General features: G+C 68.2%; 24 protein-coding genes and 1 other RNA gene. 13 read left to right on the forward strand and 12 right to left on the reverse strand.

The window, feature by feature from the left end:
* The first annotated feature begins 229 nt into the window (after positions 1-229).
* The 8 genes from dusB (at position 230) to AC1Z3O_RS15555 (ending at position 8031) form a co-directional block, all read left to right on the forward strand.
* On the forward strand, positions 230-1303 hold the full coding sequence (gene dusB, locus AC1Z3O_RS15520; RefSeq protein WP_483516589.1) for a tRNA dihydrouridine synthase DusB: 1074 nt from the start codon (positions 230-232) through the stop codon (positions 1301-1303).
* Positions 1300-1533 (forward strand): Fis family transcriptional regulator, encoded by a 234-nt coding sequence (locus AC1Z3O_RS15525; protein ID WP_483516590.1) that lies wholly within the window; start codon positions 1300-1302, stop codon positions 1531-1533. The genes dusB and AC1Z3O_RS15525 overlap by 4 nt, the downstream gene beginning before the upstream one ends.
* A 16-nt stretch (positions 1534-1549) precedes the next feature.
* The gene (gene purH, locus AC1Z3O_RS15530) at positions 1550-3124 is read left to right on the forward strand and encodes a bifunctional phosphoribosylaminoimidazolecarboxamide formyltransferase/IMP cyclohydrolase (RefSeq protein ID WP_483516591.1); all 1575 of its coding nucleotides are present in this window, start codon (positions 1550-1552) and stop codon (positions 3122-3124) included.
* Positions 3125-3293: 169 nt separating this feature from the next.
* Positions 3294-3839, forward strand: coding sequence for a crossover junction endodeoxyribonuclease RuvC (gene ruvC / locus AC1Z3O_RS15535; protein ID WP_483516592.1), 546 nt, complete (start codon positions 3294-3296; stop codon positions 3837-3839).
* Positions 3840-3941: 102 nt separating this feature from the next.
* Positions 3942-5108 (forward strand): glycerophosphodiester phosphodiesterase, encoded by a 1167-nt coding sequence (locus AC1Z3O_RS15540; protein WP_483516593.1) that lies wholly within the window; start codon positions 3942-3944, stop codon positions 5106-5108.
* A 110-nt stretch (positions 5109-5218) separates the two neighbouring features.
* A complete protein-coding gene (ruvA, locus tag AC1Z3O_RS15545; RefSeq protein ID WP_483516594.1) occupies positions 5219-5800 on the forward strand; it encodes a Holliday junction branch migration protein RuvA in 582 nt (193 codons plus the stop codon).
* A gap of 324 nt (positions 5801-6124) precedes the next feature.
* Entirely contained in the window at positions 6125-7183 is a 1059-nt protein-coding gene (gene ruvB / locus AC1Z3O_RS15550) for a Holliday junction branch migration DNA helicase RuvB (RefSeq protein WP_483516595.1), read from the forward strand.
* Positions 7184-7443: 260 nt separating this feature from the next.
* On the forward strand, positions 7444-8031 hold the full coding sequence (locus AC1Z3O_RS15555; protein ID WP_483516596.1) for a BPSL1445 family SYLF domain-containing lipoprotein: 588 nt from the start codon (positions 7444-7446) through the stop codon (positions 8029-8031).
* A gap of 179 nt (positions 8032-8210) precedes the next feature.
* Here the strand turns inward: AC1Z3O_RS15555 and AC1Z3O_RS15560 are convergent, their stop codons facing one another.
* From AC1Z3O_RS15560 to tyrS, 4 genes are read right to left on the reverse strand one after another with little or no spacing between them, the layout of a single operon-like run.
* Positions 8211-8885: a histidine phosphatase family protein gene (locus tag AC1Z3O_RS15560; protein ID WP_483516597.1), complete on the reverse strand. Its 675-nt coding sequence runs from the start codon at positions 8883-8885 to the stop codon at positions 8211-8213.
* A gap of 48 nt (positions 8886-8933) precedes the next feature.
* A complete protein-coding gene (locus AC1Z3O_RS15565) occupies positions 8934-9581 on the reverse strand; it encodes a YbhB/YbcL family Raf kinase inhibitor-like protein (protein ID WP_483516598.1) in 648 nt (215 codons plus the stop codon).
* Between the two features lie 35 nt (positions 9582-9616).
* Complete coding sequence (gene dtd / locus AC1Z3O_RS15570) at positions 9617-10081, reverse strand: D-aminoacyl-tRNA deacylase (protein WP_483516599.1); 465 nt, start codon at positions 10079-10081, stop codon at positions 9617-9619.
* 17 nt (positions 10082-10098) lie between these two features.
* A complete protein-coding gene (gene tyrS / locus AC1Z3O_RS15575) occupies positions 10099-11340 on the reverse strand; it encodes a tyrosine--tRNA ligase (protein ID WP_483516600.1) in 1242 nt (413 codons plus the stop codon).
* A 213-nt stretch (positions 11341-11553) separates the two neighbouring features.
* Here tyrS and AC1Z3O_RS15580 point away from each other — a divergent pair, with 213 nt between their 5' ends.
* Together AC1Z3O_RS15580 and AC1Z3O_RS15585 are read left to right on the forward strand one after the other, a co-directional pair.
* Positions 11554-12942, forward strand: a complete 1389-nt coding sequence (locus AC1Z3O_RS15580; protein ID WP_483516601.1) for a peptidoglycan DD-metalloendopeptidase family protein — start codon at positions 11554-11556, stop codon at positions 12940-12942.
* A gap of 63 nt (positions 12943-13005) precedes the next feature.
* A complete protein-coding gene (locus AC1Z3O_RS15585) occupies positions 13006-14130 on the forward strand; it encodes an anhydro-N-acetylmuramic acid kinase (protein WP_483516602.1) in 1125 nt (374 codons plus the stop codon).
* A 43-nt stretch (positions 14131-14173) separates the two neighbouring features.
* Here AC1Z3O_RS15585 and AC1Z3O_RS15590 read toward each other — a convergent pair whose 3' ends face one another.
* Entirely contained in the window at positions 14174-15088 is a 915-nt protein-coding gene (locus tag AC1Z3O_RS15590; protein WP_483516603.1) for a LysR substrate-binding domain-containing protein, read from the reverse strand.
* Between the two features lie 110 nt (positions 15089-15198).
* On the opposite strand from AC1Z3O_RS15590, the gene AC1Z3O_RS15595 reads away from it, so the two are divergent.
* Positions 15199-16005 carry a phytanoyl-CoA dioxygenase family protein gene (locus AC1Z3O_RS15595; RefSeq protein WP_483517622.1) on the forward strand — a complete coding sequence of 269 codons (807 nt, stop codon included), beginning with the start codon at positions 15199-15201 and terminating at the stop codon, positions 16003-16005.
* A gap of 100 nt (positions 16006-16105) precedes the next feature.
* Here AC1Z3O_RS15595 and erpA read toward each other — a convergent pair whose 3' ends face one another.
* From erpA to rplM, 4 genes are all read right to left on the reverse strand, one after another.
* Positions 16106-16474, reverse strand: coding sequence for an iron-sulfur cluster insertion protein ErpA (gene erpA / locus AC1Z3O_RS15600; RefSeq protein ID WP_483516604.1), 369 nt, complete (start codon positions 16472-16474; stop codon positions 16106-16108).
* Between the two features lie 115 nt (positions 16475-16589).
* Positions 16590-17057 carry a bactofilin family protein gene (locus AC1Z3O_RS15605; RefSeq protein WP_483516605.1) on the reverse strand — a complete coding sequence of 156 codons (468 nt, stop codon included), beginning with the start codon at positions 17055-17057 and terminating at the stop codon, positions 16590-16592.
* Between the two features lie 193 nt (positions 17058-17250).
* Positions 17251-17643, reverse strand: coding sequence for a 30S ribosomal protein S9 (rpsI, locus tag AC1Z3O_RS15610; protein WP_483516606.1), 393 nt, complete (start codon positions 17641-17643; stop codon positions 17251-17253).
* 11 nt (positions 17644-17654) lie between these two features.
* Complete coding sequence (gene rplM, locus AC1Z3O_RS15615; protein ID WP_483516607.1) at positions 17655-18083, reverse strand: 50S ribosomal protein L13; 429 nt, start codon at positions 18081-18083, stop codon at positions 17655-17657.
* Between the two features lie 828 nt (positions 18084-18911).
* Between rplM and AC1Z3O_RS15620 the strand changes: the two genes are divergently transcribed.
* Positions 18912-19334 (forward strand): OsmC family protein, encoded by a 423-nt coding sequence (locus AC1Z3O_RS15620; RefSeq protein ID WP_483516609.1) that lies wholly within the window; start codon positions 18912-18914, stop codon positions 19332-19334.
* An 87-nt stretch (positions 19335-19421) separates the two neighbouring features.
* Here AC1Z3O_RS15620 and rnpB read toward each other — a convergent pair.
* Positions 19422-19764, reverse strand: an RNA gene (gene rnpB / locus AC1Z3O_RS15625) — RNase P RNA component class A.
* A 249-nt stretch (positions 19765-20013) separates the two neighbouring features.
* Here rnpB and AC1Z3O_RS15630 point away from each other — a divergent pair.
* Positions 20014-22833, forward strand: coding sequence for a M16 family metallopeptidase (locus AC1Z3O_RS15630; protein WP_483516611.1), 2820 nt, complete (start codon positions 20014-20016; stop codon positions 22831-22833).
* Between the two features lie 21 nt (positions 22834-22854).
* Here the strand turns inward: AC1Z3O_RS15630 and AC1Z3O_RS15635 are convergent, their stop codons facing one another.
* Together AC1Z3O_RS15635 and pyrC are read right to left on the reverse strand one after the other, a co-directional pair.
* Positions 22855-23670: a DUF3025 domain-containing protein gene (locus tag AC1Z3O_RS15635; protein WP_483517623.1), complete on the reverse strand. Its 816-nt coding sequence runs from the start codon at positions 23668-23670 to the stop codon at positions 22855-22857.
* A 122-nt stretch (positions 23671-23792) separates the two neighbouring features.
* Entirely contained in the window at positions 23793-24827 is a 1035-nt protein-coding gene (gene pyrC / locus AC1Z3O_RS15640; protein ID WP_483516613.1) for a dihydroorotase, read from the reverse strand.
* Positions 24828-24830: the final 3 nt, after the last annotated feature.

The following is a 24830-nucleotide window of genomic DNA, read 5'->3' on the forward strand; positions in this document are numbered from 1 at the left end:
ATCGATAATTTGCTCAAATCTTGGGCACCCCCCTCCATTTGGCGGTAAAATCCTGCCCTCACCCATGCCCCGACCTCCAGCCGAACGCTGTTTTGGCCGGGCATGCTTTTTCATTTCGCTTCCTGCTCCCGCGCGGCCGGCAGACTGTCCGGCCCACCGGACGCGGTCGGGGAGGCAGCCGGGCCGGGCCCGGCTGCCAGAGCCAACGTTATCGAACTCGAACGCCATCGTGCAGATCGGACCGCATCGCCTTCGCAACAATCTGTTCGTCGCGCCCATGGCCGGCGTGACGGACCGGCCCTTCCGCCAGTTGTGCAAGCGGCTTGGCGCAGGCTATGCCGTCTCCGAGATGGTCGCCTCGAACGCCCAGCTGTGGAAGAGCGAGAAGACCATGCGCCGCGCCAACCACGCCGGCGAGGTCGAGCCGATCGCGGTGCAGATCGCCGGCGCCGAGCCCGGCATGATGGCCGAGGCGGCGCGCTACAACGTGGAGCGCGGCGCCCAGATCATCGATATCAATATGGGCTGCCCGGCCAAGAAGGTCTGCAACGTGGCTGCCGGTTCGGCGCTGCTGCAGAATGAGCCGCTGGTGGTGCGCATCGTCGAGGCGGTGGTGGCCGCGGTGGCCGAGGTCGACCCGCGCGTGCCCGTCACGCTGAAGATCCGCACCGGCTGGAACCGCGAGAACCGCAATGCGCTGCGCGTGGCGCGCCTGGCCGAGGACGCCGGCATCAGCATGCTGACCATCCACGGCCGCACGCGCGCCGACCTGTACCACGGCGAGGCCGAGTACGAGACCATCGCCGCGGTCAAGGCCCAGGCCGGCATCCCGATCGTCGCCAACGGCGACGTCACCACGCCGCAGAAGGCCAGGCAGGTGCTGGCCGCGACCGGGGCGGACGCGCTGATGATCGGCCGCGCGGCCCAGGGCCGGCCCTGGCTGTTCCGCGAGATCGAGCACTACCTGGCCACCGGCGAGCTGCTGCCGCCGCCCGAGGTGGCCGAGATCCGCGCCATCATGAACGAGCACCTGGCGGACCACTACGACTTCTATGGTGAGTTCACCGGCGTGCGCACGGCGCGCAAGCACATCGCCTGGTACACGCGCGGACTGAAGGGGGCCAACCTGTTCCGCCACCACATGAACACGCTGGACAGCAGCACGGCCCAGCTGGCCGCGGTCAACGCCTTCTTCGACGAGCAGGCGCAGTTGTCGGACCGGCTGGTCTACGTCGACGAGGCGCCGCAGGACGGGCAGGATAGCGAAGCCAACAACAAAAACAGGGAGTTGCTTGCCGCATGAGCCGCAACGCGATCGACCAATGCATCCGGGATAGCCTGAATGCCTACTTCCACGACCTGGACGGCGAAGAGCCGTCGAATATCTACAACATGGTGCTGGAGGCCGTCGAACGACCCTTGCTCGAGGCGGTGATGACGCGCGCCGAACGCAACCAGTCGCTGGCCGCCGCCTACCTCGGCATCAATCGCAACACGCTGCGCAAGAAGCTGCAGCAGCACGGTTTACTTTGACGTCTCCCCCCAAGCCATGATCAAGCAAGCACTCCTCTCCGTCTCCGACAAGACCGGCATCGTCGACTTCGCGCGCGAACTGCACGCACTCGGCGTCACGCTGCTTTCCACCGGCGGCACCGCCAAGCTGCTGGCCGACAGCGGCCTGCCCGTGACCGAGGTGGCCGACTACACCGGCTTCCCGGAAATGCTCGACGGCCGCGTCAAGACGCTGCACCCCAAGGTGCACGGCGGCATCCTCGCGCGCCGCGACCTGCCCGAGCACATGGCCGCGCTGGCCGAGCACGGCATCCCGACCATCGACCTGCTGGTGGTGAACCTCTACCCCTTCCAGCAGACCGTGGCCAAGGATGACTGCACGCTGCCGGACGCGATCGAGAACATCGACATCGGCGGCCCCACCATGCTGCGCTCGGCCGCCAAGAATCATCGCGACGTCACCGTGATCGTCGATCCGGCCGACTACGCGCCGGTGCTGGCCGAGATGCGCGCCAACGGCAACAGCGTGGGCTACAACACCAACTTCCGCCTGGCCACCAAGGTGTTTGCGCACACCGCGCAATACGACGGCGCCATCACCAACTACCTGACCAGCCTGGGCCCGGACAAGTCGCACCTGGGCCGCAGCCAGTACCCGCAGACGCTGAACCTGGCCTTCGACAAGGTGCAGGAAATGCGCTACGGCGAGAACCCGCACCAGTCGGCCGCCTTCTACCGCGACCTGAAGGCCGTGGACGGCGCGCTGGCCAACTACGTGCAGCTGCAGGGCAAGGAGCTGTCGTATAACAACATCGCCGACGCCGACGCCGCATGGGAATGCGTCAAGTCCTTCAACCCCGCTGCCGGCGCGGCCTGCGTGATCATCAAGCACGCCAACCCCTGCGGCGTTGCTGTGGGCGCCGATGCGCTGGAAGCCTACAGCAAGGCGTTCAAGACCGATTCCACCTCGGCCTTCGGCGGCATCATCGCCTTCAACGTCGAGCTGGATGAAGCCGCCGCGCAGGCGGTCGCCAAGCAGTTCGTCGAAGTGCTGATCGCGCCGTCGTTCTCCGCCGGCGCGCGCGCGGTGTTCGAAGCCAAGCAGAACGTGCGCCTGCTCGAGATCCCGCTGGGCAAGGGTGTCAACCAGTTCGACTTCAAGCGCGTGGGCGGCGGCCTGCTGGTGCAGGGCCCGGACGCCAAGAACGTGCAGCCGTCCGAGCTGCGCGTGGTGACCAAGCGCCATCCGACGCCCAAGGAAATGGACGACCTGATGTTCGCCTGGCGCGTGGCCAAGTTCGTCAAGTCCAACGCCATCGTGTTCTGCGGCGGCGGCATGACGCTGGGCGTGGGCGCGGGCCAGATGAGCCGCGTGGACTCGGCGCGCATCGCCAGCATCAAGGCGCAGAACGCCGGCCTGGCGCTGGCCGGCTCGGCCGTCGCATCCGACGCCTTCTTCCCGTTCCGCGACGGCCTGGACGTGGTGGTCGACGCCGGCGCGACCTGCGTGATCCAGCCGGGCGGCTCGATGCGCGACGACGAGGTGATCGCCGCCGCCGACGAGCGCAACATCGCCATGGTGCTGACCGGCACGCGCCACTTCCGCCACTGATGCGTTCCCGCTGATGCACTGACTGCGCGCCTCCCTGCCCCGGCGGGGAGGACAGTCAGGCACCGCTCGCGACGAAGGCGCCCGCTCCGTGCGGGCGCCTTGCTTTGCGCGGGCAAACCCGCATCCCTCCCCAGGCGCTACACTAGCGCATCGCCTTTCCTCACCGACCATGCGCATCCTAGGCATCGATCCCGGCCTCCGCACCACCGGCTTCGGCGTGCTGGAGAAGCACGGCAACAAGCTTTCCTACATCGCCTCGGGCACGATCAAGAGCGACGGCAACAGCAGCCTGCCCGAACGCTTGAAGACGCTGTTCGACGGCGTCAGCGAGATCACGCGCACCTATGCGCCCGACTGCGCGGCTATCGAAAAGGTCTTCGTCAACGTGAACCCGCAGTCCACGCTGCTGCTGGGGCAGGCGCGCGGCGCGGCCATCTGCGGCCTGGTGGGCTATGGCCTGCCGGTCTTCGAGTACACCCCGATGCAGCTCAAGGTGGCGGTGGTCGGCTATGGCCGCGCCAACAAGGAGCAGGTGCAGGAGATGGTGGTACGCCTGCTTGGCCTGCCCGGCCGGCCCGGCAGCGATGCCGCCGACGCCCTCGGCGTCGCCATCTGCCACGCCAACGGCGGCGACACGCTGGGTACGCTTTCCGCGCTGGCGCCCGAGCTTGCGCGCCGCGGCGTGCGCGTGCGCCGCGGCCGCCTGGTCGGCTAGCGGCACGCGGCGACCTGCCGCGGGGTCGCCGATTCCAAGGCAGCCAGGAATGTCACCGGCCTGCCTTAGAATCGGGGGCCGATCACTGCTCCCGGACGACCCATGCACACGATACGCTTCGCCAGACTGACGGCGACCGGCCTGATGTCCGCCGTGATGTCCGCCCTGACGGCCGCGCTGCTTGCCGCCTGCACCACCGCGCCGCCCGCCACCGAACAGGCAGCCACGCCGGCTCCCGCGCCTGCCCGCCCCAAGGCCCTGGTGATCGGCCATCGCGGCGCCAGCGCGCTGCGCCCGGAACACACGCTCGCCTCCTACGAGCAGGCCATCGCGGACGGGGCCGACGTGATCGAGCCCGACCTGGTGATAACGCGCGACGGCGTGCTGGTGGCGCGCCACGAAAACGACATCACGGCCACCACCAATGTCTCGGCGCTGCCGCAGTTCGCCGAGCGCAAGCGCATCAAGGTGATCGACGGCGAGCGGCGCACCGGTTGGTTCACCGAGGACTTCACGCTGGCCGAGCTCAAGACGCTGCGCGCGCGGGAACGCATTCCGCAGCTGCGCCCGGCCAATGCACACTATGACGACCGCTTCGAGATTCCCACCTTCGACGAGATCCTGGCGCTGGCCGCGCGCGCCTCGCGCAGCGGCCGCGTGATCGGCGTCTACCCGGAACTGAAGCATCCCAGCTATTTCCGCGGCATCGGCCTGCCGCTGGAGGACAAGCTCGCCCAGGCGCTGCTGGCCAGCCCCTTCGCGCACCAGGCGCCGGTGTTCGTGCAGTCGTTCGAGCCGGGCAGCCTGCGCACGATGCGCGAGCGGCTCGGCAAGGGCCTGCCCAAGCTGAAGCTGGTGCAACTGATCGGCAAGCCGCGCGGGCGCCCGGCTGACTGGCGCCTGCAGGGTGACACGCGTACCTTCGCGGCCATGCTGACCCCCGTGGGCCTGCGCGAGGTGGCGGGTTATGCCGACGCCATCGGCCCCGAAAAGGACAATGTGCTGCCGCGCGATGCGCACGGCGCGCTGGCCTCGCCCACGGCCCTGGTGGCAGAAGCGCATGCCGCCGGCCTGCTGGTCCACCCCTACACCTTCCGCCCCGAGAACAGCTTCCTGCCCACGCCGCTACGCGCCGGCAGCGACCCGGCAACGCGCAATCCGGCCGGCATGGTGAGCGAGGTCCAGGCCTTCCTGGCCACCGGCATCGACGGCTTCTTCACCGACGATCCCGCGCTCGGCCGGCAGGCCGTGGACACGATGGCGCGCTAGCCCCACCCGCATCAACCCGGCACGCGCCGCCGCTGGGCTACACTGGCGGCCACCTTCACCCTGACCCGCACGGGCGCGCCGGCCGCGCCCGGCTTCGAGAACCACAAGACATGATCGGACGTATCGCCGGCACGCTGCTGGAGAAGAATCCCCCTCACCTGCTGGTGGACTGCCACGGCGTCGGCTACGAGCTCGACGTGCCGATGAGCACCTTCTACAACCTGCCGCAGACCGGCCAGCCGGTCACGCTGCTGACGCAGCTGATCGTGCGCGAGGACGCGCACCTGCTCTACGGCTTCGGCACCGCGGCCGAGCGCAATACCTTCCGCGAGCTGATCAAGATCACCGGCATCGGCGCGCGCATGGCGCTGGCGGTGCTGTCGGGCATGTCGGTGTCCGAACTGGCCCAGGCCATCACGCTGCAGGAGGCGGGGCGTCTCACGCGCATCCCCGGCATCGGCAAGAAGACGGCCGAGCGGCTGCTGCTGGAACTCAAGGGCAAGCTGGGTGCGGAGCTGGGCCATGCGCCGGGCGCCACGGCCGCGCACGACAACACGGTCGACGTGCTCAACGCGCTGCTGGCCCTCGGCTACTCGGAAAAGGAGGCCGCCACGGCCATCAAGCAGGTGCCGGCCGGCACCGGGGTGTCCGAGGGCATCAAGCTGGCGCTCAAGGCGCTGTCGAAGTCGTAGTCCACTGAATCACTGAAATCGGTCGGTGCCTGCCGCGCCATGCGGGCTCATCGCGTCGTTGCAAATGCTCGCAATAGCCGTGCTATTGCTGCGCTTTGCCCTTGCAGGGCGCGCACGCGCTGGTAAGCGCGTGCCGCTGCGCAGGCGGATTGCTGTGCAATCCGAATCCCCTGCTCCGCCCTAGCGCTGATTCCCGCATGACATGTCCTTCACCTCCCATTTCAATGATTCAGTGGACTAGGCGCGAACGGCGGCGGGACCGGCGCGCAGCGCGACCGCGCAGGGCGCGGGGCGTAGAATGACGCCATTCCGCATCCGAACACCATGATCGAAACCGACAAGCTTTCCGGCCCCGAACGCGTGATCTCGGCCGCGCCCGCCTCCCGCCACGAGGAGGCCTTCGAGCGGGCCCTGCGGCCCAAGCTGCTCGACGAGTACGTCGGCCAGGAGAAGGTGCGCGGCCAGCTCGATATCTTCATGCACGCCGCGCGCAATCGCCGCGAGGCGCTCGACCACGTGCTGCTGTTCGGCCCGCCTGGGCTGGGCAAGACCACGCTGGCCCACATCATCGCGCGCGAGATGGGCGTCAGCCTGCGCCAGACCTCGGGACCGGTGCTCGAGCGCCCGGGCGACCTGGCCGCGCTGCTGACGAACCTGGAAGCCAATGACGTGCTCTTCATCGACGAGATCCACCGGCTCTCGCCGATCGTCGAGGAGATCCTGTACCCGGCGCTCGAGGACTACCAGATCGACATCATGATCGGCGAGGGCCCGGCCGCGCGCTCGGTCAAGCTGGACCTGCAGCCCTTCACGCTGGTCGGCGCCACCACGCGCGCCGGCATGCTGACCAACCCGCTGCGCGACCGCTTCGGCATCGTCGCGCGGCTGGAGTTCTACACGGCGCAGGAGCTGGCCCGCATCGTCACGCGCTCGGCCGAGCTGATGGGCGCGCACATCGAGCCCACGGGCGCGCTGGAGATCGCACGGCGCGCGCGCGGCACGCCGCGCATCGCCAACCGGCTGCTGCGGCGGGTGCGCGACTACGCCGAAGTCAAGGGCGACGGCTCCATCACGCGCGAGATGGCCGATGCCGCGCTGGCCATGCTCGACGTGGACGGCGCCGGCTTCGACCTGATGGACCGCAAGCTGCTGGAGGCCGTGCTGCACAAGTTCGGCGGCGGGCCGGTCGGCGTCGACAACCTGGCCGCGGCCATCGGCGAGGAGCGCGATACCATCGAAGACGTGCTGGAGCCCTACCTGATCCAGCAAGGCTACCTGCAGCGCACCCCGCGCGGCCGCGTGGCGACGGCCACTGCCTATCGGCACTTCGGGCTGGCCGCACCCGGCGGCGGCGAGCGGGACGAGCTGCCCCCGGCGCCCTGAGCGCCGCGGCGTGTGCGCGTCAGGCCGCCCGGCCTGTCCGCATGCATGCGCGCGGCGTACCGATCGCGGAGTCCATGTGAAAGAAGTGGCGTAGCCGCCGCGGTCTCACCCCGGCGAGCGGTCAGTTAAGCGTTTTCGATGCCCGCTGAAAATTCTTTTGTGCAGCATTGCCCGCAATTGACGGATTGACCACAATAGTTGAGCCGGCTTGCTGGTTATGCGTTACGGATCCGGCGCCCGTCTTTCACCTGGAGACTCAAATGGATCGACGCCGCTTTATCACCAGGCTCTCGGCAACGGGACTTGCCGTCGCCACGACGGCCCTGAGCGCAGGCTGCACCACCACCGGCACCAGCGCGCCAACGGACGTGACGGCCAAACGCCAGCAGATCGACGCGGGTGTGGATGGCGCCCTGAACCGCCTCTTCGGATCGGTGGACGGCTCGCGAGAACTCGCCTCGCGAGCGCAGGGCATCCTGGTATTTCCGCGCGTGATCGGGGCCGGGTTCATTGTCGGCGCGGAATATGGCGAAGGTTCCCTGCGCAGCGGGGGGCAGACCGTGGCCTATTACCGGACCAGTTCGGCCTCGTTCGGATTGACTGCCGGCGGCGAGTCCAAGGCCCTCATCATCATGTTCATGACGCCGGACGCGTACAACAAGTTCCTCGCCAGCAGCGGCTGGACCGCCGGCGTTGACGCGAGCGTGGCGCTGGCCAAGGTCGGTGCCAACGGCAAGCTCGATACCCTGACCGGGCAGCAACCGGTGGTCGCCTTCGTGCAGACCAATGCCGGCCTGATGTTCGACGTCTCGGTGGACGGCACCAAGATCAGCAAGCTCGATCTCTAAGTCGGCCGCCAGGACGGCGCAGCGCGGCAGCCGTCCTGGCGCGGCGAACCATTTTGCGGCCGCCGGCCGCGTCTGCTGCTGCGAATTCGTGATGGCGGCCTTCGTGACCGGGCTGCTGTACTCGAACCGGGTCGGCACGGCCATGGCGGCCAGGGCGGCCTATAGATCCAGACGCGTGCTCAGGGCACGCGCCGGTCCACCTCATCCAGCGTCAGCGCCTCCAGGTGCTGGACATCGCCCCACTGCATCACGGCGAGGCGATTGCCGTCGCTGCGCATGCGGTTGATGCTGGCATTGAGCAGTTCGTGCTGACGCGGCGCTTCCAGCGTCATGTCGGTGGCTTCGCGGTACAGGCAGTCGAGCACGCCGCCGTGCGCCACCAGCGCGATGCGCTCGCCCGGGTGGCGGCGCGTCAGCGCCAGCGCAATCTCCACCGCACGCTCGTGGAAGCCGAGCAGGCTCTCGCCGTGTTGCGGCGCGTAGTCGGGCACCCGTGCCTGCCAGCGGGCGAAGTCCTCGGCACGGCGCTCGGCCACCTCGGCGTAGCTCATGCCTTCGAGCACGCCGTAGCAGCGCTCGCGCAGGCGTGGCTCCGGCCGCACCGCCAGGCCCAGTGCCTCGGCCAGCGGCGTGGCGGTCTGCATCGCCCGCGACAGGTCGCTCGAGTAGACGGCATCGATCGGTTCGCCAGCCAGCGCGCCAGCCAGCGCGCGAGCCTGGACCTGGCCCGTCTCATTCAGCGGGATGTCGAGCTGGCCCTGCAGGCGCCGCTCGCGGTTCCAGGCCGTTTCGCCATGGCGGATCACGATCAGGTGGGTGATGGCCAGCGATTGCGGCCCGAGGCTCTGCGACATGCCGTTTCCTCTATGCGGACGCACCCTGCGGGCGGTCCCTATCCGGTCTTATTGGGCGAGTTTGGGGTTAAGCGTGTAGGTGCCGGTCAGGCTGGCCTGCGCCAGCACGTGGCCTTCCATGGCGGTGCGCACCTGCGCGCCGGTGAAGGTGCCATCGAGCGGCAGCCGGTCGATGTCCAGCGCATAGACGGTGAACACATAGTGGTGCGCCAGCGTGTCGTTCCACGGCGGGCAGGGGCCGTCGTAGCCGAAGTAGTCGCCCTGCATGTCCGGGTCGTTGGCGAACCAGCCGGTATAGTCGTTCAGGCCGTGGCGCAGGCCGCCCGCGGTGGCGGTGCCGCCTGTGGCCTCCGGGCCCGGCTTGCCGCGCGCGATCACGCCGTCGCTGTGCGTACCCGCGCCGATCGAGCGCAGGCCGGTGGGAATGTCGACCAGCACCCAGTGGAAGAAGTCCACGCGCGGCAGCGATGCCGGCACCTCGCGGCCTTCCTGGTTGACGTCGTCGCCGCGGCTGGGCACATCGCGGTCATGGCAGATCAGGACGAAGGAGCGGGTGCCCGCCGGCACTTCGTCCCACTGCAGGTCGGGATTGCGGTTGCTCGACAGCGTCACGTGACTGGCCGCGTCGGGCACGCAGAAGGCGAATTCACCAGGAATCGGCCCGTTGTCCGCGAACGACTTGCTCCAGATCTTCATTTGCTTCTCCTTGCTTCAAACAGCCCGTCGCGCCGTCAGGCCGCGGGCGCCACCCGCAGCCAGAACGTGACCGGCCCGTCATTGGTCAGGCTGACCTGCATCATCGCGCCGAACTCGCCGGTTTCCACCGTCGGATGCTCGGCCCGCGCCCGCGCCACGAAATGCTCGTACAGGCGGCGGCCGTCCTCGGGCGAGGCCGCCGGCGTGAAGCTCGGCCGCGTGCCGCTGTTGGTATCGGCCGCCAGCGTGAACTGCGACACGATCAGCAGCCCGCCGGCACCGCCCTTGCCATCGATATTCTGCACCGGCAGATTCATCTTGCCAGCCTCGTCCGGAAACACGCGGTAGGCCAGCAGCTTGGCCAGCAGGCGCTCGGCCTGTGCCTCGGTGTCGCCACGCTCCGCGCAGACCAGGGCCAGCAGGCCCGCGCCGATGGCGCCCGTAGTGCGCTCGCCCACGGTGACGCGCGCCTGCGAAACCCGCTGGATCAGGGCAATCATGCGTGTGCGCTCCGCGCTCAGTCCAGCGTCACGCGCGCGAAACGGCGCTTGCCGACCTGCACCACGTAGGTACCGGCGGCCACCTTCAGGCCCTTGTCGCTGACGGTGGCGCCATCGATCTTGACGCCGCCCTGCTCGATATTGCGGTTAGCCTCCGAGGTGGAGGGCACCAGGTTGGCCTGCTTGAGCATCTGGCCGATGCCGAGCGGCGCGCCGGACAGGCTGACCGCGGGAATCTCGTCGGGCACGCCGCCGCGGGCGCGGTGGTTGAAGTCCTCCAGCGCCTTCTCGGCGTCGGCCGCGCTGTGGAAGCGCGCCACGATCTCCTGCGCCAGCATCACCTTGCAGTCGCGCGGGTTGCGGCCCAGCGCCACCTCTTCCTTCATCAGGTCGATCTCGGCCATCGGGCGGAAGGACAGCAGGGTGTAGTACTGCCACATCAGGTCATCCGAGATGCTCATCAGCTTGCCGAACATCTCGCCCGGGGCCTCGGTCACGCCAACGTAGTTGCCCTTGGACTTGGACATCTTCTCCACGCCGTCCAGGCCCACCAGCAGGGGCATGGTCAGGATGCACTGCGGCTCCTGGCCGTACTCCTTCTGCAGCTCGCGGCCGACCAGCAGGTTGAACTTCTGGTCGGTGCCGCCCAGCTCCAGGTCCGACTTCAGCGCCACGGAATCGTAGCCCTGCATCAAGGGATAAAGGAACTCATGGACCGAAATCGGAATCCCAGAGCGGAACCGTTTGGTGAAGTCGTCGCGCTCCATCATGCGGGCGACGGTGTACTTGGCCGCCAGCTGGATCATGCCGCGCGCGCCCAGCGGATCGCTCCACTCGCTGTTGTAGCGGATCTCCGTCTTGGCGGGATCGAGCACCAGGCTGGCCTGGCGGTAGTAGGTCTGGGCGTTGGCCTCGATCTGCTCGCGCGTCAGCGGCGGCCGGGTGGCATTGCGCCCGGAGGGATCGCCGATGGTGGAGGTGAAATCGCCGATCAGGAAGATCACCTGGTGGCCGAGGTCCTGCAGCTGGCGCAGCTTGTTGAGTACCACCGTGTGCCCGATGTGGATGTCGGGGGCAGTGGGATCGAGGCCCAGCTTGATGCGCAGGGGCACGCCCGTCGCCTCGCTGCGGGCGAGCTTCTGCGCCCATTCGGATTCGATCAGCAGTTCGTCGCAGCCGCGCTTGGAGACCTCAAGGGCGTGCATCACCGACGGCGTCAGAGGGTATTTGGCCGCGGGGCCCGAGGAAACTTCAGTCATGACGTAAGTCGTTGAATAACATGGGAATTCGACACGGCCGCCGGCAGGGTTTTTGGTATAATCCGCCCTTTCCGGTCTGACGGGAGCCATCCCGCGGCCAACCGCCATTGTAGGCGGCAAATACAAACCGCCCGCGCCGCACCTCGGGGAGCGAAGGCAGACGAAGCAAATCGTCGCGGCAGCGGAGCCCGAACCAAGGGTGAATTTTACGTGATGTGGTCCAGACTCCGCGAAGTTTTCGCGCGTGAGCTGGTGGTTCTCGTCGACCCGACCAACGCCCTGCATGCGCGCCGGCGCAAGCAGCTGACGGCGGCGGTAGGCACGGTGTTCGCGCTGGGCATGGCCGCCGCCATGGGCGTGGCCCCGCGCACGGCCTACGAGGATCCCCAGGCGCCGCGCGTGCTGCAGGCGATGCACCTGCCCGACCTGCGCGATCAGCTTGAAAAGCTGACCGAAACCGACGACGCCACCTATGTGCACCAGGAGCGCATGCAGCGCGGCGACACCATCGCCGCGCTGCTCAAGCGCCTGGGCGTCGACGACCCCGACGCCCAGTCCTTCATCGTCAGGAACCCGACCGCGCGCGGCCTGTTCAACCTGGCTCCTGGCCAGACGGTGCAGGCCGAGACCGACGACAGCAACCTGCTGCTCTCGCTGCAGGCCAACCTGGGCGGTGATGCCGCCACCTCGCGGATGCTGGTGATCGAGCGCGCTGGCGGCACCGAGGAGAACCCCCAGTACAAGGCGCGCGTGCAGACGGTCAGCAACGAAACGCGCTACGAAATGTCATCGGGCGCGATCGGCAGCGCGGGCGGCTTCTTCAAGGCCATGGACGCGGCCAGCGTGCCGGACGACATCGTCAAGCAGATGATCTCCATCTTCTCCGGCGTGATCGACTTCCAGCACGACATCACCAAGGGAGACCGCTTCCGCATCGTCTACGAAGCGGGCTTCCGCGACGGCAGCCTGGTGCGCAACGGCCGCGTGATGGCGGTCGAGCTGATCAACAACAATGCGCTGTACCAGGCGCTCTGGTACGCGCCCGAGGGCGGCAAGACCGGCGCCTACTACACCTTCGATGGCCGCAGCATGCAGCGCCCCTTCCTGCGCGCGCCGGTGGAATTCACGCGAATCACGTCGGGCTTCGGCGGCCGCGACCACCCGCTGCATCACTACTGGGCACAGCACAAGGGCGTGGATTTCGCCGCGCCGGTCGGCACCAAGGTATTCGCCTCGGGTGAGGGCGAGGTCGACTTCGTCGGCCAGCAGAACGGCTACGGCAACCTGGTCATCCTGAAGCACGCCAACGGCTACTCCACCTACTACGCCCACCTGTCCGGCTTTGCCGGCGTGCAGCGCGGCGAGCGCGTGCACCAGGGTCAGGTGATCGGCTTCGTCGGCCAGACCGGCTGGGCCACCGGCCCCCACCTGCACTACGAGTTCCGCTTCAACGACGTGCCGCAGAATCCGCTGACGACGACGCTGATGGAATCGAGCCCGCTCACGGGCCAAGCGCGCCAGCAGTTTCTCAGCTATACCAGCGGCATGCTGAGCCGCATCAACGCGCTGCGCACCTACAACGTGCTCACCGCCAGCAACTAAGCACGACGAGCGGGTCCGCGCCGCGGACCCCGCACCAACACACCAACGCATCGGAGCCGGGCCATGGCAGCCAACGCACGCTTCATCGGCATCATGTCGGGCACCAGCATGGATGGTGCCGACGGCGTGCTGGTCGATTTCTCCGGCCCGCGCCCGGTCGTGCTGGCGGCGGCCCACCAGCCCTTCGACCCGGCCCTGCGCGAAGCCTTCGGCGCGCTGCAGCAGCCCGGCGCCGACGAGATCCACCGCGAGGCGCTCGCCGCCAACGCGCTGGCGCACGTCTACGCCGCCTGCGCCGCCACGCTGCTGCGCGAGGCCGGCCTGCAGGCTGCCGACATCGGCGCCATCGGCGCGCACGGCCAGACCATCCGCCATCGGCCGGGCCTGTACGACGGTATCGGCTACACCCGCCAAAGCCAGCATCCGGCCTTGCTCGCCGAACTGAGCGGCATCGACGTGGTGGCGGACTTCCGCAGCCGCGACGTGGCCGCGGGCGGCCAGGGCGCGCCGCTGGTGCCGGTGCTGCACCAGGCCTTGTTCGGCGACGCCGGCGAGACACGCGTGGCCTGCAATATCGGCGGCATTTCCAATATCAGCATCCTGCCGGCGGCAGCCAGCGGCCGTCCGGTGACCGGCTTCGACTGCGGGCCGGGCAATGCCCTGCTCGACCACTGGATCGCGCGGCACCGCGGCGCTCCCTACGATGCCGGCGGCGCCTGGGGCGTGAGCGGCAGCGTGGACCCGGCGCTGCTGGCCCGGCTGCTCGATGAAGACTATTTCCGCACTGCGCCGCCCAAGAGCACCGGGCGCGACCTGTTCCACCCGGACTGGCTGGAGGTGCGGCTGGCGCAGGGCCCGGCGGTGGCGCCCGCCGACGTGCAGGCCACGCTCGGTGCGCTGACCGCGCAGGCCATCGCCACCGACGTGCGCGCCTACGCGCCCGATGCGCGCCGCCTGATCGTGTGCGGGGGCGGCGCGCGCAACGGCCATGTGATGGGCTGCCTGGCGCGCGAGCTGCCGGGCTTGGCGGTGCAGACCAGCGAGGATTTCGGCGTGCCCGTCTCGCAGGTCGAGGCCATTGCCTTCGCCTGGCTGGCGCGCCAGTGCCTGCACCGCGAAGCCGGCAATGTGCCCACCGTGACCGGCGCGGCCGGGCCGCGCGTGCTGGGCGCGCTCTACCCGCGCTAGCCTCAACGTGGGCCGGGCCGCGCGCCGCGGCCGGTTCTGCCTGCTAGGCCACCACCCCCTCCGCCTCGCCTGATACCTCCCTTGCCCACGCGAAGAAGGCCTGCGCCACCGGCGCCGGCCGCATCGCGGGCGATCGCGCCAGCACCACGCGCTGCGGCGCGACCGCATCGCGCAACGGCCGGCAGGCAATGGGCCTGCCGTCATAGCTGTGGTCGCCCGCCGGCCGCGTGCAGGACAGTGCCACGCCACAGCCATGCGCGACCAGCCCGCGCTGCATCTCGAAGGTGTGCGTGTACTGCAATGCCTGCGGCCTCAATCCCTGCGCCCAGAACAGCGAAAGGAAGTACTCACGCGTCTGCGCGATGTCCTCCAGGATCAGCGTCTGTCCGGCCAGCTCGGCCAGGCTCACGGCCTGCTGGCGAGCCAGCGGATGCTCGGCCGGCAGCAATGCGTGCGGCGCCAGCCGCGCCAGCGTCCAGCGCTCGACGCCCGCGTCGAAGCCGAGGTCATAGGTCAGCGCCAGTTCCGCCTTGCCACTGCCCAGCGCGCGATGGACGCTGGCCAGGTCCGACTCCAGCAAGGTGATCTCCACCGCCGGATGCTGCCGCCTGAAGCCCGCCAGCAGGCGCGGCAGGTAGTAGGGACCGAGATCCTGGAAGCAGGCGATCGCCAGTTGCCCGGCGAGCGGCGCCCGGCCGGCGCCCTCGCCCCCCAGGCCGGCCGCCAGCGCAAGGATGTCGCGCGCACGTCCCAGCAGGCGCTGGCCGGCGGGCGTCAGTTCCAGCCCCCGGCTCACGCGGCGGTGGAACAGCGGCTCGCCCAGCACCTGCTCGAGCTGCGCGATCGCCTGCGACACCGAAGGCTGGGAAACGTGCCGCGCCCGGGCCGCCGCGCTGATGCTGCCCTGCTCGGCGGCTGCGACGAAGTACTCGAGCTGGCGAAAGGAGAAGCCGATCATGATTTCCTATGTTACAGGATAGGAAATATATGCTTTTCCTATGCCTGTGCGCGAACCATACTGTTCCCGCCCGGCCGCTCTGGCCGGAGAACAACATTGGGGGGAACGAGATGGAGATCAGCGCGCAGCAGATCGAGGCCTATCAGCGCGACGGCGCGCTGGTACTGCGTGGCGCCTTCGCCGACTGGGTGGAGCCCCTGCGCGAGGGATTCGCACAGAACCTGGCGCAGCCCGGCCCGTTCGCCATCGAGAATGTCCGCGACGGCGAGCGCGGCCGCTTCTTCGAGGACTATTGCAACTGGCAGCGCATTCCGGCCTTCGAGGACTTCATCCGCCGCTCCCCGGCCGCCGCCATTGCCGGCCGGATCATGCGCGCCAGCGCGGTCCAGGTGTTTCACGAGCACATCCTGGTCAAGGAGCCCGGCACCGACAAGCCCACGCCCTGGCACCAGGACCTGCCGTACTACTGCGTGGACGGCCTGCAGACCGCCAGCTACTGGATCCCGCTGGACCCGGTCGATGCCTCCAACACACTGCGCGTGGTGCTCGGCTCGCACCGCTGGCCCAAGCTGGTGCGCCCCAAGCGCTGGGCCAGCAATGAGAACTTCTATGCCGGTGCCGATGCCTTCATGGACATGCCCGACGTCGAGGATGGCAGCCACGCGATCATTGCGCCGACACTGGCGCCCGGCGATGCGGTGGTATTCGATTTCCGCACCGTGCATGGCGCCGCCGGCAACCAGGGCCAGGGACGGCGGCGCGCCTTCTCGGCACGCTTTCTCGGCGACGACGTGCGCTTTCTGCAGCGCCCGGGGCGCACCTCTCCGCCCTTCCCCGGCATCGACCAGCGCGACGGCGAGCGGATGCGCGAGGACTGGTTCCCGGTCGTCTGGCGCGCGGCAGCCACGCCGGTCTGAGGCCCGCGGGGAATCGAGCCGGCAGGAAAACAAAAAAGCGCACCGTAGTGCGCTTTTTCTTGTCCATGCCGGCGCTAACGCCGGCCGGGCAGGGCAAGACTCAGACCGAGAACGACGAGCCGCAACCGCAGGTGGTGGTCGCGTTCGGGTTCTTGATCACGAACTGGGCGCCGTTGATGTCTTCCTTGTAGTCGATCTCGGCGCCGACCAGGTACTGGTAGCTCATCGAGTCGATCAGCAACGTGACACCGTTCTTCACCATCGTGCTGTCGTCTTCATTCACTTCTTCGTCGAAGGTGAAGCCGTACTGGAAGCCGGAACAACCGCCACCCTGCACGAAGACGCGCAGCTTCAGGTTGGCATTGCCCTCTTCCTCGATCAGCTCCTTGACCTTGTCGGCAGCGCTGTCGGTAAAGACGAACGGGGCCGGCACATCCTCGGTAGCGGGTGCCTCTGCGACTGCGTTCATGGGGTTCTCCTGTTTAGATACGCCAGTATTTTAAGCGCTCTGGAAAGATCGTGCCGAAACCCCGTGAAATCAAGGGGATCTGGCCCGTAGCGCCGCCGTCGGCGCTTAATGTGGCTCAGGCTGCGCCTGGCTGCGGCAATCCGGCGTCGGCGGGCTCGGCGGCATCAGCCGTCTGCACGACCTCGGCCGCCGGAACATCCACCGGCCCCGGCAGCGCCTTCGGCTCGCCCTGCGCGAGCGGCACCAGGCGGCCCTCGACGATGGCGCCCTGCTGCATTTCGAGCGCCGCGTAGTGGACCTCGCCGTGGACGCGGGCCTTCGCCTGCAGTTCCAGCAGCTCGCCGGCGTGCACCGGCCCGGTCACGGTGCCGTTGAGCACGAGATGCGCCACCCGCACCTCGCCCTCCACACGGCCGTTCTCGCTGACCACCAGCATGCTGGGCTGGCCGTCGGCAGCCACCACGTTGCCGCGCACGCGGCCATCCAGGCGCAACCCGCCGGAGAAGGTCAGATCCCCTTCGATCACCGAGCCGTGACCAATCAGGGTATCGATCGTCAGCCCCTTCTTCTTCGAAAACAACATACTTCCCTCCTCTTGCTGTGCCGGCCTGCAAAGCCCCCGCTCTTTACTACGGCAGACCGCGCGGCAATTGTAGCGGCATGGCGTGACGGCATCGCCGTACCCGGCCATGGCTCGTCCGACACAAAAAAAAACCGCACGATGATCGTGCGGTTTTTCTCTCGACCTGCCGGAGCCAGGCTCCGGCAAGCGCGCATCAGCGCTTCGAGAACTGCTTGCGGCGGCGTGCCTTGTGCAGACCGACCTTCTTACGTTCCACTTCACGCGCATCGCGGGTGACGTAGCCGGCCTTCGACAGCGCGGACTTCAGCGTGGCATCGTAGTCGATCAGGGCACGGGTGATACCGTGGCGCACGGCGCCGGCCTGGCCGGTTTCGCCACCACCACGCACGTTCACCTTGATATCGAAGGTTTCACCGTGGGCGGTCAGCTCCAGCGGTTGGCGCACGATCATCAGCGAGGTTTCGCGAGCGAAATACTCTTTGATGGGCTTGCCGTTGACGACGATGTCGCCCTTGCCCGACTTGATGAAGACACGAGCCACAGCGCTCTTGCGGCGGCCAGTACCGTAATTCCAGTTTCCGATCATGGATGGCCCCCTTAGATTTCCAGCACCTTAGGCTGCTGCGCTTCGTGCGGATGCTCGGCTTCGGCGTAAACCTTCAGCTTCTTGATCATCGCATAGCCCAGCGGACCCTTCGGCAGCATGCCCTTCACAGCCTTCTCCAGGGCACGGCCCGGGAAACGCTGCTGCATCTTGCCGAACGTGGTTTCGTAGATACCGCCCGGGTAACCCGTATGGCGATAGTACTTCTTGTCCGTTTCTTTGGTACCCGTGACACGCAGCTTGGCTGCATTGACGATGATGATGTAATCACCGGTGTCGACGTGCGGAGTGAATTCCGGCTTGTGCTTGCCGCGCAGACGGCGTGCCACTTCGCTGGCGACACGGCCGAGGACTTTGTCCGTCGCGTCAATCACGTACCAGTCGCGCTTTACCTCATGAGGCTTGGCGGAAAAGGTCTTCATGATTTTTCCTGAGACTTGTAGAACCTGCCCGTAACTTGCCGTGCCATGCGATATCACTCGCATGCGCCGGCGATCGGCCGGTCCTTGGGACCTGGCCTTCCTGCTTGTGTGTGCAGGCTCTCCCTGAATTCTTCTTCCGCGGGCATGACGGAAAAGCCGACGATTATACTTTGGCAAGCGCAGAATGCACAAGCGAAAGGCTGTTCGACCGTCAAGCCCGGCAGCACCATACCGCAAGATATGGTGCCAGCATCACCCTGACCAGACCTGACCTGACCTGACCGGACCTGACCTGACCTGACCTGACCTGACCTGACCTGACCTGACCTGACCTGACCTGACCGATGCCGGCAGCAGGATCGCACCGGATGGTCCAGGCGAAAAAAAACCCAAGCCGCTAAGCTTGGGTTTGAATCCACCAAAGGAGGAGGGTGGAGGAGACACTTGGAGATCGACGGTGCCGGCGGGCGGTGCGGGTTAAGCGATTCGCTTTCGCACTCTGGCGCGCTGTAGGTGCCGTCGTTCAATGAATGCAATTATACATGAACACTTGTGCGACGCAAGAAAATTTGCAGTGCGAAATGCCTTCTCGCATTGTAAAAAACTGTGATAGCACCGGGGACTGGAACAAATTCCTTACAAATCAACGACTTGATCGATAAATCGAACTGTCACGCGACTGCCATCTTAGAGGAAACCCTCAAATTTTCCCGCGAAGACAGCCGCAAGCGACGTTCTCGTCGTAGACGATATACTGGCAAAAGCAAGACTTAACGATTACGCGTTTCCGAACAAGAACGCACTGATCAGAACTCAGGACGGATGCACATGGAATGCAAAGTGACTTGGACGGGCCCGGAAGGGATGAGCTTCATCGCCCAGACCGGCAGCGGCCACCTGGTGGCCATGGACGGCGCACCGGATGGCGGCGGCCACAATCTCGCCCCGCGGCCGATGGAGATGGTGCTGCTCGGTACCGGCGGCTGCACCGCCTATGACGTGGTGCTGATCCTCAAGCGCGGCCGGCACGACGTGCGCGGCTGCAGCGTCAAGCTGGAAGCGGAGCGGGCGGGCGAGGATCCGAAGGTCTTCACCCGCATCAACTTCCATTTCACTGTCACCGGGCGCAACCTCAACGCGGCCGCGGTCGAACGCGCGATCGTGCTGTCGCACGAGAAATACTGCTCGGCCTCGATCATGCTGGCCAAGACGGCCGAGATCACGCACAGCATGGAAATCGTCGAGGGCTGATCCGGGTGGCTGACCGGATCCCGGCGTGCAATGCGCCGGGGCGCGGCCGATGGCGGCCGAGGACAGCCGGCCGTCCGATGGAAAGAGAAGCAAAGCAGGCCGATAAGCCGGATTCTGTGCGCGCGGCCAGCCTTGCGGCCCGCCGCGCGTGACAACCATTCCTCTAGGCCGGCCGTTACCGGCCGGCTCCAGCTCCCTACCCGCAGGCTCAGCGGGCCGCCTCGATGCCTGCCTATTTGGGATTGCTCCGGGTGGAGGTTACCGCGTTTCACCCTTCCCGCCGGGCGAACCCGATGGGAAGACTCGTCTCTGTGGCCCTATTCCGCACGTCACCGTGGATGGCTGTTAGCCAACACCCTGCCCTTTGGAGTCCGGACTTTCCTCCCCTCGCCTCCTTGCGGAAGCGAGCAGCGATTGTCTGGCCTGCTTTGCGAGGACGGAGTCTAACACCACGGCGCGGCGCGCGCGACCCGGGGCAGGCATCGGCTCGCGCTGCGGGGCCGCGCGGGCGTGGCGATCCGTCTGATCCGCCCTCCGGAGGCTTCGGATTGCGTTCGGGCGGCTGCCCTCCCCGCCTTCCGTCCGTCTAGAATGTCTTACCCACCGCCGTGTCGACTGAACGTCACATCGGCCACACCGGCCACACGGCGGCCACTCTCGCCACCGCTTCGAACACCGCATGCGACTGTCCATCCGAGCCAACACGACACCCCTCACTGCCCTTGCCCTGGCCTGCTGCCTGCTCCTGCCGGCAGCGCCGGTGACGGCGCTCAGTATTGCCGTGCCGCTGGCCGAGAGCGCGCTGCCGGCCAAGGTCACCTCGGTGGAAGGCATCACCGAGTACCGCCTGCCCAACGGGCTGCGCATCCTGCTGGCGCCTGACGACGCGCAGCCGGTCACCACCGTCAACGTCACCTACCTGGTCGGCAGCCGCCACGAGAACTACGGCGAGACGGGCATGGCCCACCTGCTCGAACACCTGCTGTTCAAGGGCACGCCCGCGCTTCCCGGCGACACCATCCCGCGCGAGTTCGCCCGCCGCGGCATGCAGTTCAACGGCACCACCGCCCAGGACCGCACCAACTACTTCGCCACCTTCGCCGCCAGCGAGGACAACCTCGACTGGGTGCTGAAGATGGAGGCCGACCGCATGGTCAACAGCTTCATCGCCCGCTCGGCGCTGGACAGCGAAATGACCGTGGTGCGCAACGAACTGGAGATGGGCCAGAACAATCCGACGGGCGTGCTGCTGCAGCAGGTGGTGGCCGCCGCCTACCAGTGGCACAACTACGGCCATGCGCCGATCGGCGCGCGCAGCGACGTGGAGGGCGTGGGCATCGACCGCCTGCAGGCCTTCTACCGGCGCTATTACCAGCCGGACAACGCGGTGCTGGTGGTCACCGGCAAGTTCGACCAGGTCGCCACGCTGGAACGCATCGCGCGCTACTTCGGCGCCGTGCCGCGGCCCGCGCGGGTCCTGCCGGCCGAACATACGGTGGAGCCGCCGCAGGAAGGCGCGCGCGAGGTGACGCTGAACCGGGCCGGCGACGTGCCGGCGGTGATGGCGCACTACCACATCGCGCCGGGCGCGCACGCTGACACGGCAGCGATGGCGCTGCTGACGGACATTCTCACCAGCGCGCCAGGCGGGCGCCTGTACCAGTCCTTGGTCGAGAGCGGCAAGGCCTCGGCGCAGGGCGCGGTGCTGCGCGCACTCAAGGATCCCGGCTCGGTGATCTTCGTGGCCATGGCCGGCAAGGACAAGCCGCTCGCACCCGTGCGCGAGGCCCTGCTCGCCGAGGTCGAAGGCCTGGCCGCGCGGCCGGTGACGGCGGCCGAACTGGAGCGTGCCCGCACGCGGCTGCTGAACGGCTACGAGGACACCTTGAACGACCCCTCCGCCTACGGGCTGGCGCTGTCCGAGGCCATCGCCAAGGGCGACTGGCGCCTCTTCCTGATCGGGCGCGACCGCATCGCCAACGCCACCCTCGATGATGTGCAGCGCGTGGCGCTCAACTACCTGCGGCCCGCCAACCGCACGCTGGGCCAGTTCGTGCCGACGGAACAAGCCCAGCGCATCGCCATCCCGGCACCGCTCAGCGCACGTGATGTCTCAGCCCTGGTCGACGGCTACCAGGGCAAGCCGGCGGCCGCGCCGGTCGCCGCCTTCGATCCGACGCCGGCCAAGATCGAGGCCGCCACGATCCGCCACACGCTGGGCAACGGTATGAAGCTGAGCCTGCTGCCCAAGCCGACGCGCGGTGGCAACGTGACCGGCGTGCTGTACCTGCGCATGGGCGACACCGCCAGCCTGAACGGCCTGGATGCCGTCGGCGGCATGACTGCCTCCATGCTGATGCGCGGCGCCGGCTCGCGCGACTTCCGCGAGATCGCCGACCGGCTGGAGGCGCTCAAGGCCACCGCTGCCATCAGCGGCGACGCGGAGAGAGTCACGGTCCGCTTCCAGACCCGCCGCGCGCACCTGCCCGAACTGCTGGCGCTCTTGCGCGAGGTACTGCGCGAGCCGCGCTTCCCTGCGAGCGAGCTCGAGACGCTGCGCAACAGAGCGGTGGCGGGACTGCAAAGCCAGCTGACCGAGCCGGGCACGCTCGCACGCACGGCACTGGCGCGCCACGGCAATCCCTATCCAGCCGGCGACCCGCGCCACACGGATACCATCGAAGAACGCATCGCGGCGCTGCAGCGCGTGCGTGTCGACGACCTGAAGGCCTTCCACGCCCGCTTCTACGGCAGCAGCCACGCCGAGCTGGCGCTTGTCGGCGACTTCGACCCCGCCGCCACCCAGGACCAGCTCGCCGCGCTGTTCGGCGACTGGGCCGCGCCGGCCCCGTTCGCCCGCGTGCAGCGACCCTATTTCGACATCACGCCGGCCAGCATCGTGCTGCGCACGCCCGACAAGGCCAGCGCCGTCTACGTGGCGAGCCTGCCGCTCAAGCTGACCACCGACGATGCCGACTTCCCGCTGCTGCTGATCGCCAACCGTGTCTTCGGCGGGGCCAGCCTCAAGAGCCGGCTGGCCGACCGGCTGCGCCAGCGCGACGGCATCAGCTACTCCGCCGCCAGCATGCTGCGCGTCGGCTCGCTCGACGACGCCGGCAGCTTCACGCTGCAGGCCCTCTACGCGCCGCAGAACCTGGACAAGCTGCGCCGCGCCGTCAGCGAGGAGCTGGCACGGCTGGTGCGGGACGGCATCAGCGAGGAAGAATTGGCACAGGCCAAGAGCGGCCTGCTGCAGGAAGCGGCGGTCGGCCGCAGCGACGATGGCGCGCTGGCGGCCAACCTGGCCAACCAGCTTTACCTGGGGCGCACCATGCTGGTCACCGCCGAGCGCGAGGAGAAGATCCGCCAGGCGAGCCGGGACGCGGTCAACGCCGCATTGCGCGCGCATCTCGACCCGGCGCGGCTGACCCAGGTCTATGCCGGCGACTTCCCCGCCTCCGCCGAGGCGCTCGCACAGGGCCAGGCTGAACACCGCTGAGGCCCCCGCGCGCCGGCCCGCTCAGGCGGCGCCGGCCGCGGCGCGGCGTCCCGGCCGGAACACGGCCGTGTCTGCGTAGTAGGCGGGATCGCGATTGTCGTCGCACCAGCCGGGCACGCCCAGCACCGGCAGCGGGGCAAAGCGGCGCGGAGCGAACGCCTCGGCCGTCGATGCGGTGCTGGCCGCAGCGAGCGATGCCGCCAGCACCGCATCGACGGCGGCGTAGTCGGGCGTGCCCGCCGGCGCCTCGTCCGGGCCGGCGCCCGCGGCCACGCCCGCCTGCGCGGGCAACAACGCCAGCGGCCAGGCGTGGGCCGTCACCGACTTGTAGGGTCGCACCAGTTTCTCCAGCAAGGCATGGCCGAAGGGCAGCACGGCGCAGCGGCCGTGCCAGGCGACGCGTGCCTCGATGAAGAGCGCGCGCCAGCCGAAAGCGCGCAAGGCCGTCTCCAGCGCCGGCTCGGCGCTGAGGAACAGCACGGCGTTCTCATCGAACAAGGTGGCCGCGTCGCGCACGGGCCCGCGGCTCGCCTGCACGCCATCCTTGGCGATGGCGGCTGCCTGCAGCCGGTTGAGCAAACGCTTGGTGGCGGGAAAGTGCAGCCACACCAGCGCGTTGAAGAAGTCGTGCAGGTTGTCGCGCGTCGGCACCGCGCCGGTAGCGTAGATGTGCGCTTCGTAGGCGCGCCCTTCGGGCAGCGCCGCCTGTGGCACGAAGCGCAGCGGCAGCCCGCTCTCGTTGCACAGGCCGCGCTGGGCGGCGCGCTCGACCAGCGCATCGCGCAGGTCGGCGCCTGCCGTCACCGCGCGGGCCAGCGGCTCGCCGACGGCGCGCATGGGGGCGAACCAGGGCCGCGACCAGTCGATGCCGGCCAGCGCCAGCGGCAGCGCCGGATCATCGGCCGCCACTTGAACCGCACAGGATGCGGGACCCGGCGGCAACTGCCGCGCCACCTGCCTTACTTCGCTTTCCAGCGCAGCACCTCGCCGCCACGCAGCGGCACCAGCGTGGTGTCGCCGTACGGCAGGTCTGCCGGCAGCGTCCAGTCTTCGCGCACCAGCGTCAGCGTGCCCGCATTGCGCGGCAGGCCATAGAAAGCCGGGCCGTTGAAGCTGGCGAAAGCCTCCAGCTTGTCCAGCGCGCCGGCCGCCTCGAAGGCCTCGGCATAGAGCTCCATGGCGTGCAGCGCGGTGTAGCAGCCGGCGCAACCGCACGCATGTTCTTTCAGGCCGCGCGCATGCGGCGCGCTGTCGGTGCCGAGGAAGAAACGCGGGCTGCCCGAGGTGGCCGCCGCCACCAGCGCTTCGCGGTGCACTTCGCGCTTGAGCACGGGCAGGCAGTAGTAGTGCGGGCGGATGCCGCCGGTGAAGATGGCATTGCGGTTGTACAGCAGGTGGTGCGCCGTGACGGTAGCCGCCACCGGGCCCTCGGCGTCGCGCACATACTGCGCAGCATCCTTGGTGGTGATGTGCTCGAACACCACCTTCAGTTCCGGGAAGTCGCGGCGCAGCGGCGTCATCACGCGGTCGATGAAGACGGCTTCGCGATCGAAGATGTCGATATCGCCGTCGGTCACCTCGCCATGCACCAACAGCGGCATGCCCACGCGCTGCATCGCTTCCAGCGCGGGCGCGCAGCGGCGCAGGTCGGTCACGCCGGCATCGCTGTTGGTGGTGGCGCCGGCCGGGTAGAGCTTGACGCCATGCACGAAGCCGCTGGCCTTGGCCGCCACGATCTCGTCGGCCGGCGTATTGTCGGTCAGGTACAGCGTCATCAGCGGCTCGAACTGCATGCCGGCCGGCAGCGCCGCGAGGATGCGCGCGCGGTAGGCCTCGGCCTGCGCCACCGTGGTCACGGGCGGCTTCAGGTTGGGCATGATGATGGCGCGCGCGAACTGGCGGGCGCTGTCGGGCAGCACGGCGGCCAGCGCCGCGCCGTCGCGCAGGTGCAGGTGCCAGTCGTCCGGGCGGGTGATGGTCAGGGTCTGGGTCATGGC

The organism is Cupriavidus sp. 09_S30, assembly GCF_056930435.1.

What these genes read in the sequence shown, in the direction of transcription:
- AC1Z3O_RS15525 (WP_483516590.1), top strand. Translation starts at nt 1,300, where the DNA reads ATGAGCCGCAACGCGATCGACCAATGCATCCGGGATAGCCTGAATGCC.
- purH (WP_483516591.1), top strand. Translation starts at nt 1,550, where the DNA reads ATGATCAAGCAAGCACTCCTCTCCGTCTCCGACAAGACCGGCATCGTC.
- ruvC (WP_483516592.1), top strand. Translation starts at nt 3,294, where the DNA reads ATGCGCATCCTAGGCATCGATCCCGGCCTCCGCACCACCGGCTTCGGC.
- AC1Z3O_RS15540 (WP_483516593.1), top strand. Translation starts at nt 3,942, where the DNA reads ATGCACACGATACGCTTCGCCAGACTGACGGCGACCGGCCTGATGTCC.
- ruvA (WP_483516594.1), top strand. Translation starts at nt 5,219, where the DNA reads ATGATCGGACGTATCGCCGGCACGCTGCTGGAGAAGAATCCCCCTCAC.
- ruvB (WP_483516595.1), top strand. Translation starts at nt 6,125, where the DNA reads ATGATCGAAACCGACAAGCTTTCCGGCCCCGAACGCGTGATCTCGGCC.
- AC1Z3O_RS15555 (WP_483516596.1), top strand. Translation starts at nt 7,444, where the DNA reads ATGGATCGACGCCGCTTTATCACCAGGCTCTCGGCAACGGGACTTGCC.
- AC1Z3O_RS15560 (WP_483516597.1), bottom strand. Translation starts at nt 8,885, where the DNA reads ATGTCGCAGAGCCTCGGGCCGCAATCGCTGGCCATCACCCACCTGATC.
- AC1Z3O_RS15565 (WP_483516598.1), bottom strand. Translation starts at nt 9,581, where the DNA reads ATGAAGATCTGGAGCAAGTCGTTCGCGGACAACGGGCCGATTCCTGGT.
- dtd (WP_483516599.1), bottom strand. Translation starts at nt 10,081, where the DNA reads ATGATTGCCCTGATCCAGCGGGTTTCGCAGGCGCGCGTCACCGTGGGC.
- tyrS (WP_483516600.1), bottom strand. Translation starts at nt 11,340, where the DNA reads ATGACTGAAGTTTCCTCGGGCCCCGCGGCCAAATACCCTCTGACGCCG.
- AC1Z3O_RS15580 (WP_483516601.1), top strand. Translation starts at nt 11,554, where the DNA reads ATGTGGTCCAGACTCCGCGAAGTTTTCGCGCGTGAGCTGGTGGTTCTC.
- AC1Z3O_RS15585 (WP_483516602.1), top strand. Translation starts at nt 13,006, where the DNA reads ATGGCAGCCAACGCACGCTTCATCGGCATCATGTCGGGCACCAGCATG.
- AC1Z3O_RS15590 (WP_483516603.1), bottom strand. Translation starts at nt 15,088, where the DNA reads ATGATCGGCTTCTCCTTTCGCCAGCTCGAGTACTTCGTCGCAGCCGCC.
- AC1Z3O_RS15595 (WP_483517622.1), top strand. Translation starts at nt 15,199, where the DNA reads ATGGAGATCAGCGCGCAGCAGATCGAGGCCTATCAGCGCGACGGCGCG.
- erpA (WP_483516604.1), bottom strand. Translation starts at nt 16,474, where the DNA reads ATGAACGCAGTCGCAGAGGCACCCGCTACCGAGGATGTGCCGGCCCCG.
- AC1Z3O_RS15605 (WP_483516605.1), bottom strand. Translation starts at nt 17,057, where the DNA reads ATGTTGTTTTCGAAGAAGAAGGGGCTGACGATCGATACCCTGATTGGT.
- rpsI (WP_483516606.1), bottom strand. Translation starts at nt 17,643, where the DNA reads ATGATCGGAAACTGGAATTACGGTACTGGCCGCCGCAAGAGCGCTGTG.
- rplM (WP_483516607.1), bottom strand. Translation starts at nt 18,083, where the DNA reads ATGAAGACCTTTTCCGCCAAGCCTCATGAGGTAAAGCGCGACTGGTAC.
- AC1Z3O_RS15620 (WP_483516609.1), top strand. Translation starts at nt 18,912, where the DNA reads ATGGAATGCAAAGTGACTTGGACGGGCCCGGAAGGGATGAGCTTCATC.
- AC1Z3O_RS15630 (WP_483516611.1), top strand. Translation starts at nt 20,014, where the DNA reads ATGCGACTGTCCATCCGAGCCAACACGACACCCCTCACTGCCCTTGCC.
- AC1Z3O_RS15635 (WP_483517623.1), bottom strand. Translation starts at nt 23,670, where the DNA reads ATGCGCGCCGTCGGCGAGCCGCTGGCCCGCGCGGTGACGGCAGGCGCC.
- pyrC (WP_483516613.1), bottom strand. Translation starts at nt 24,827, where the DNA reads ATGACCCAGACCCTGACCATCACCCGCCCGGACGACTGGCACCTGCAC.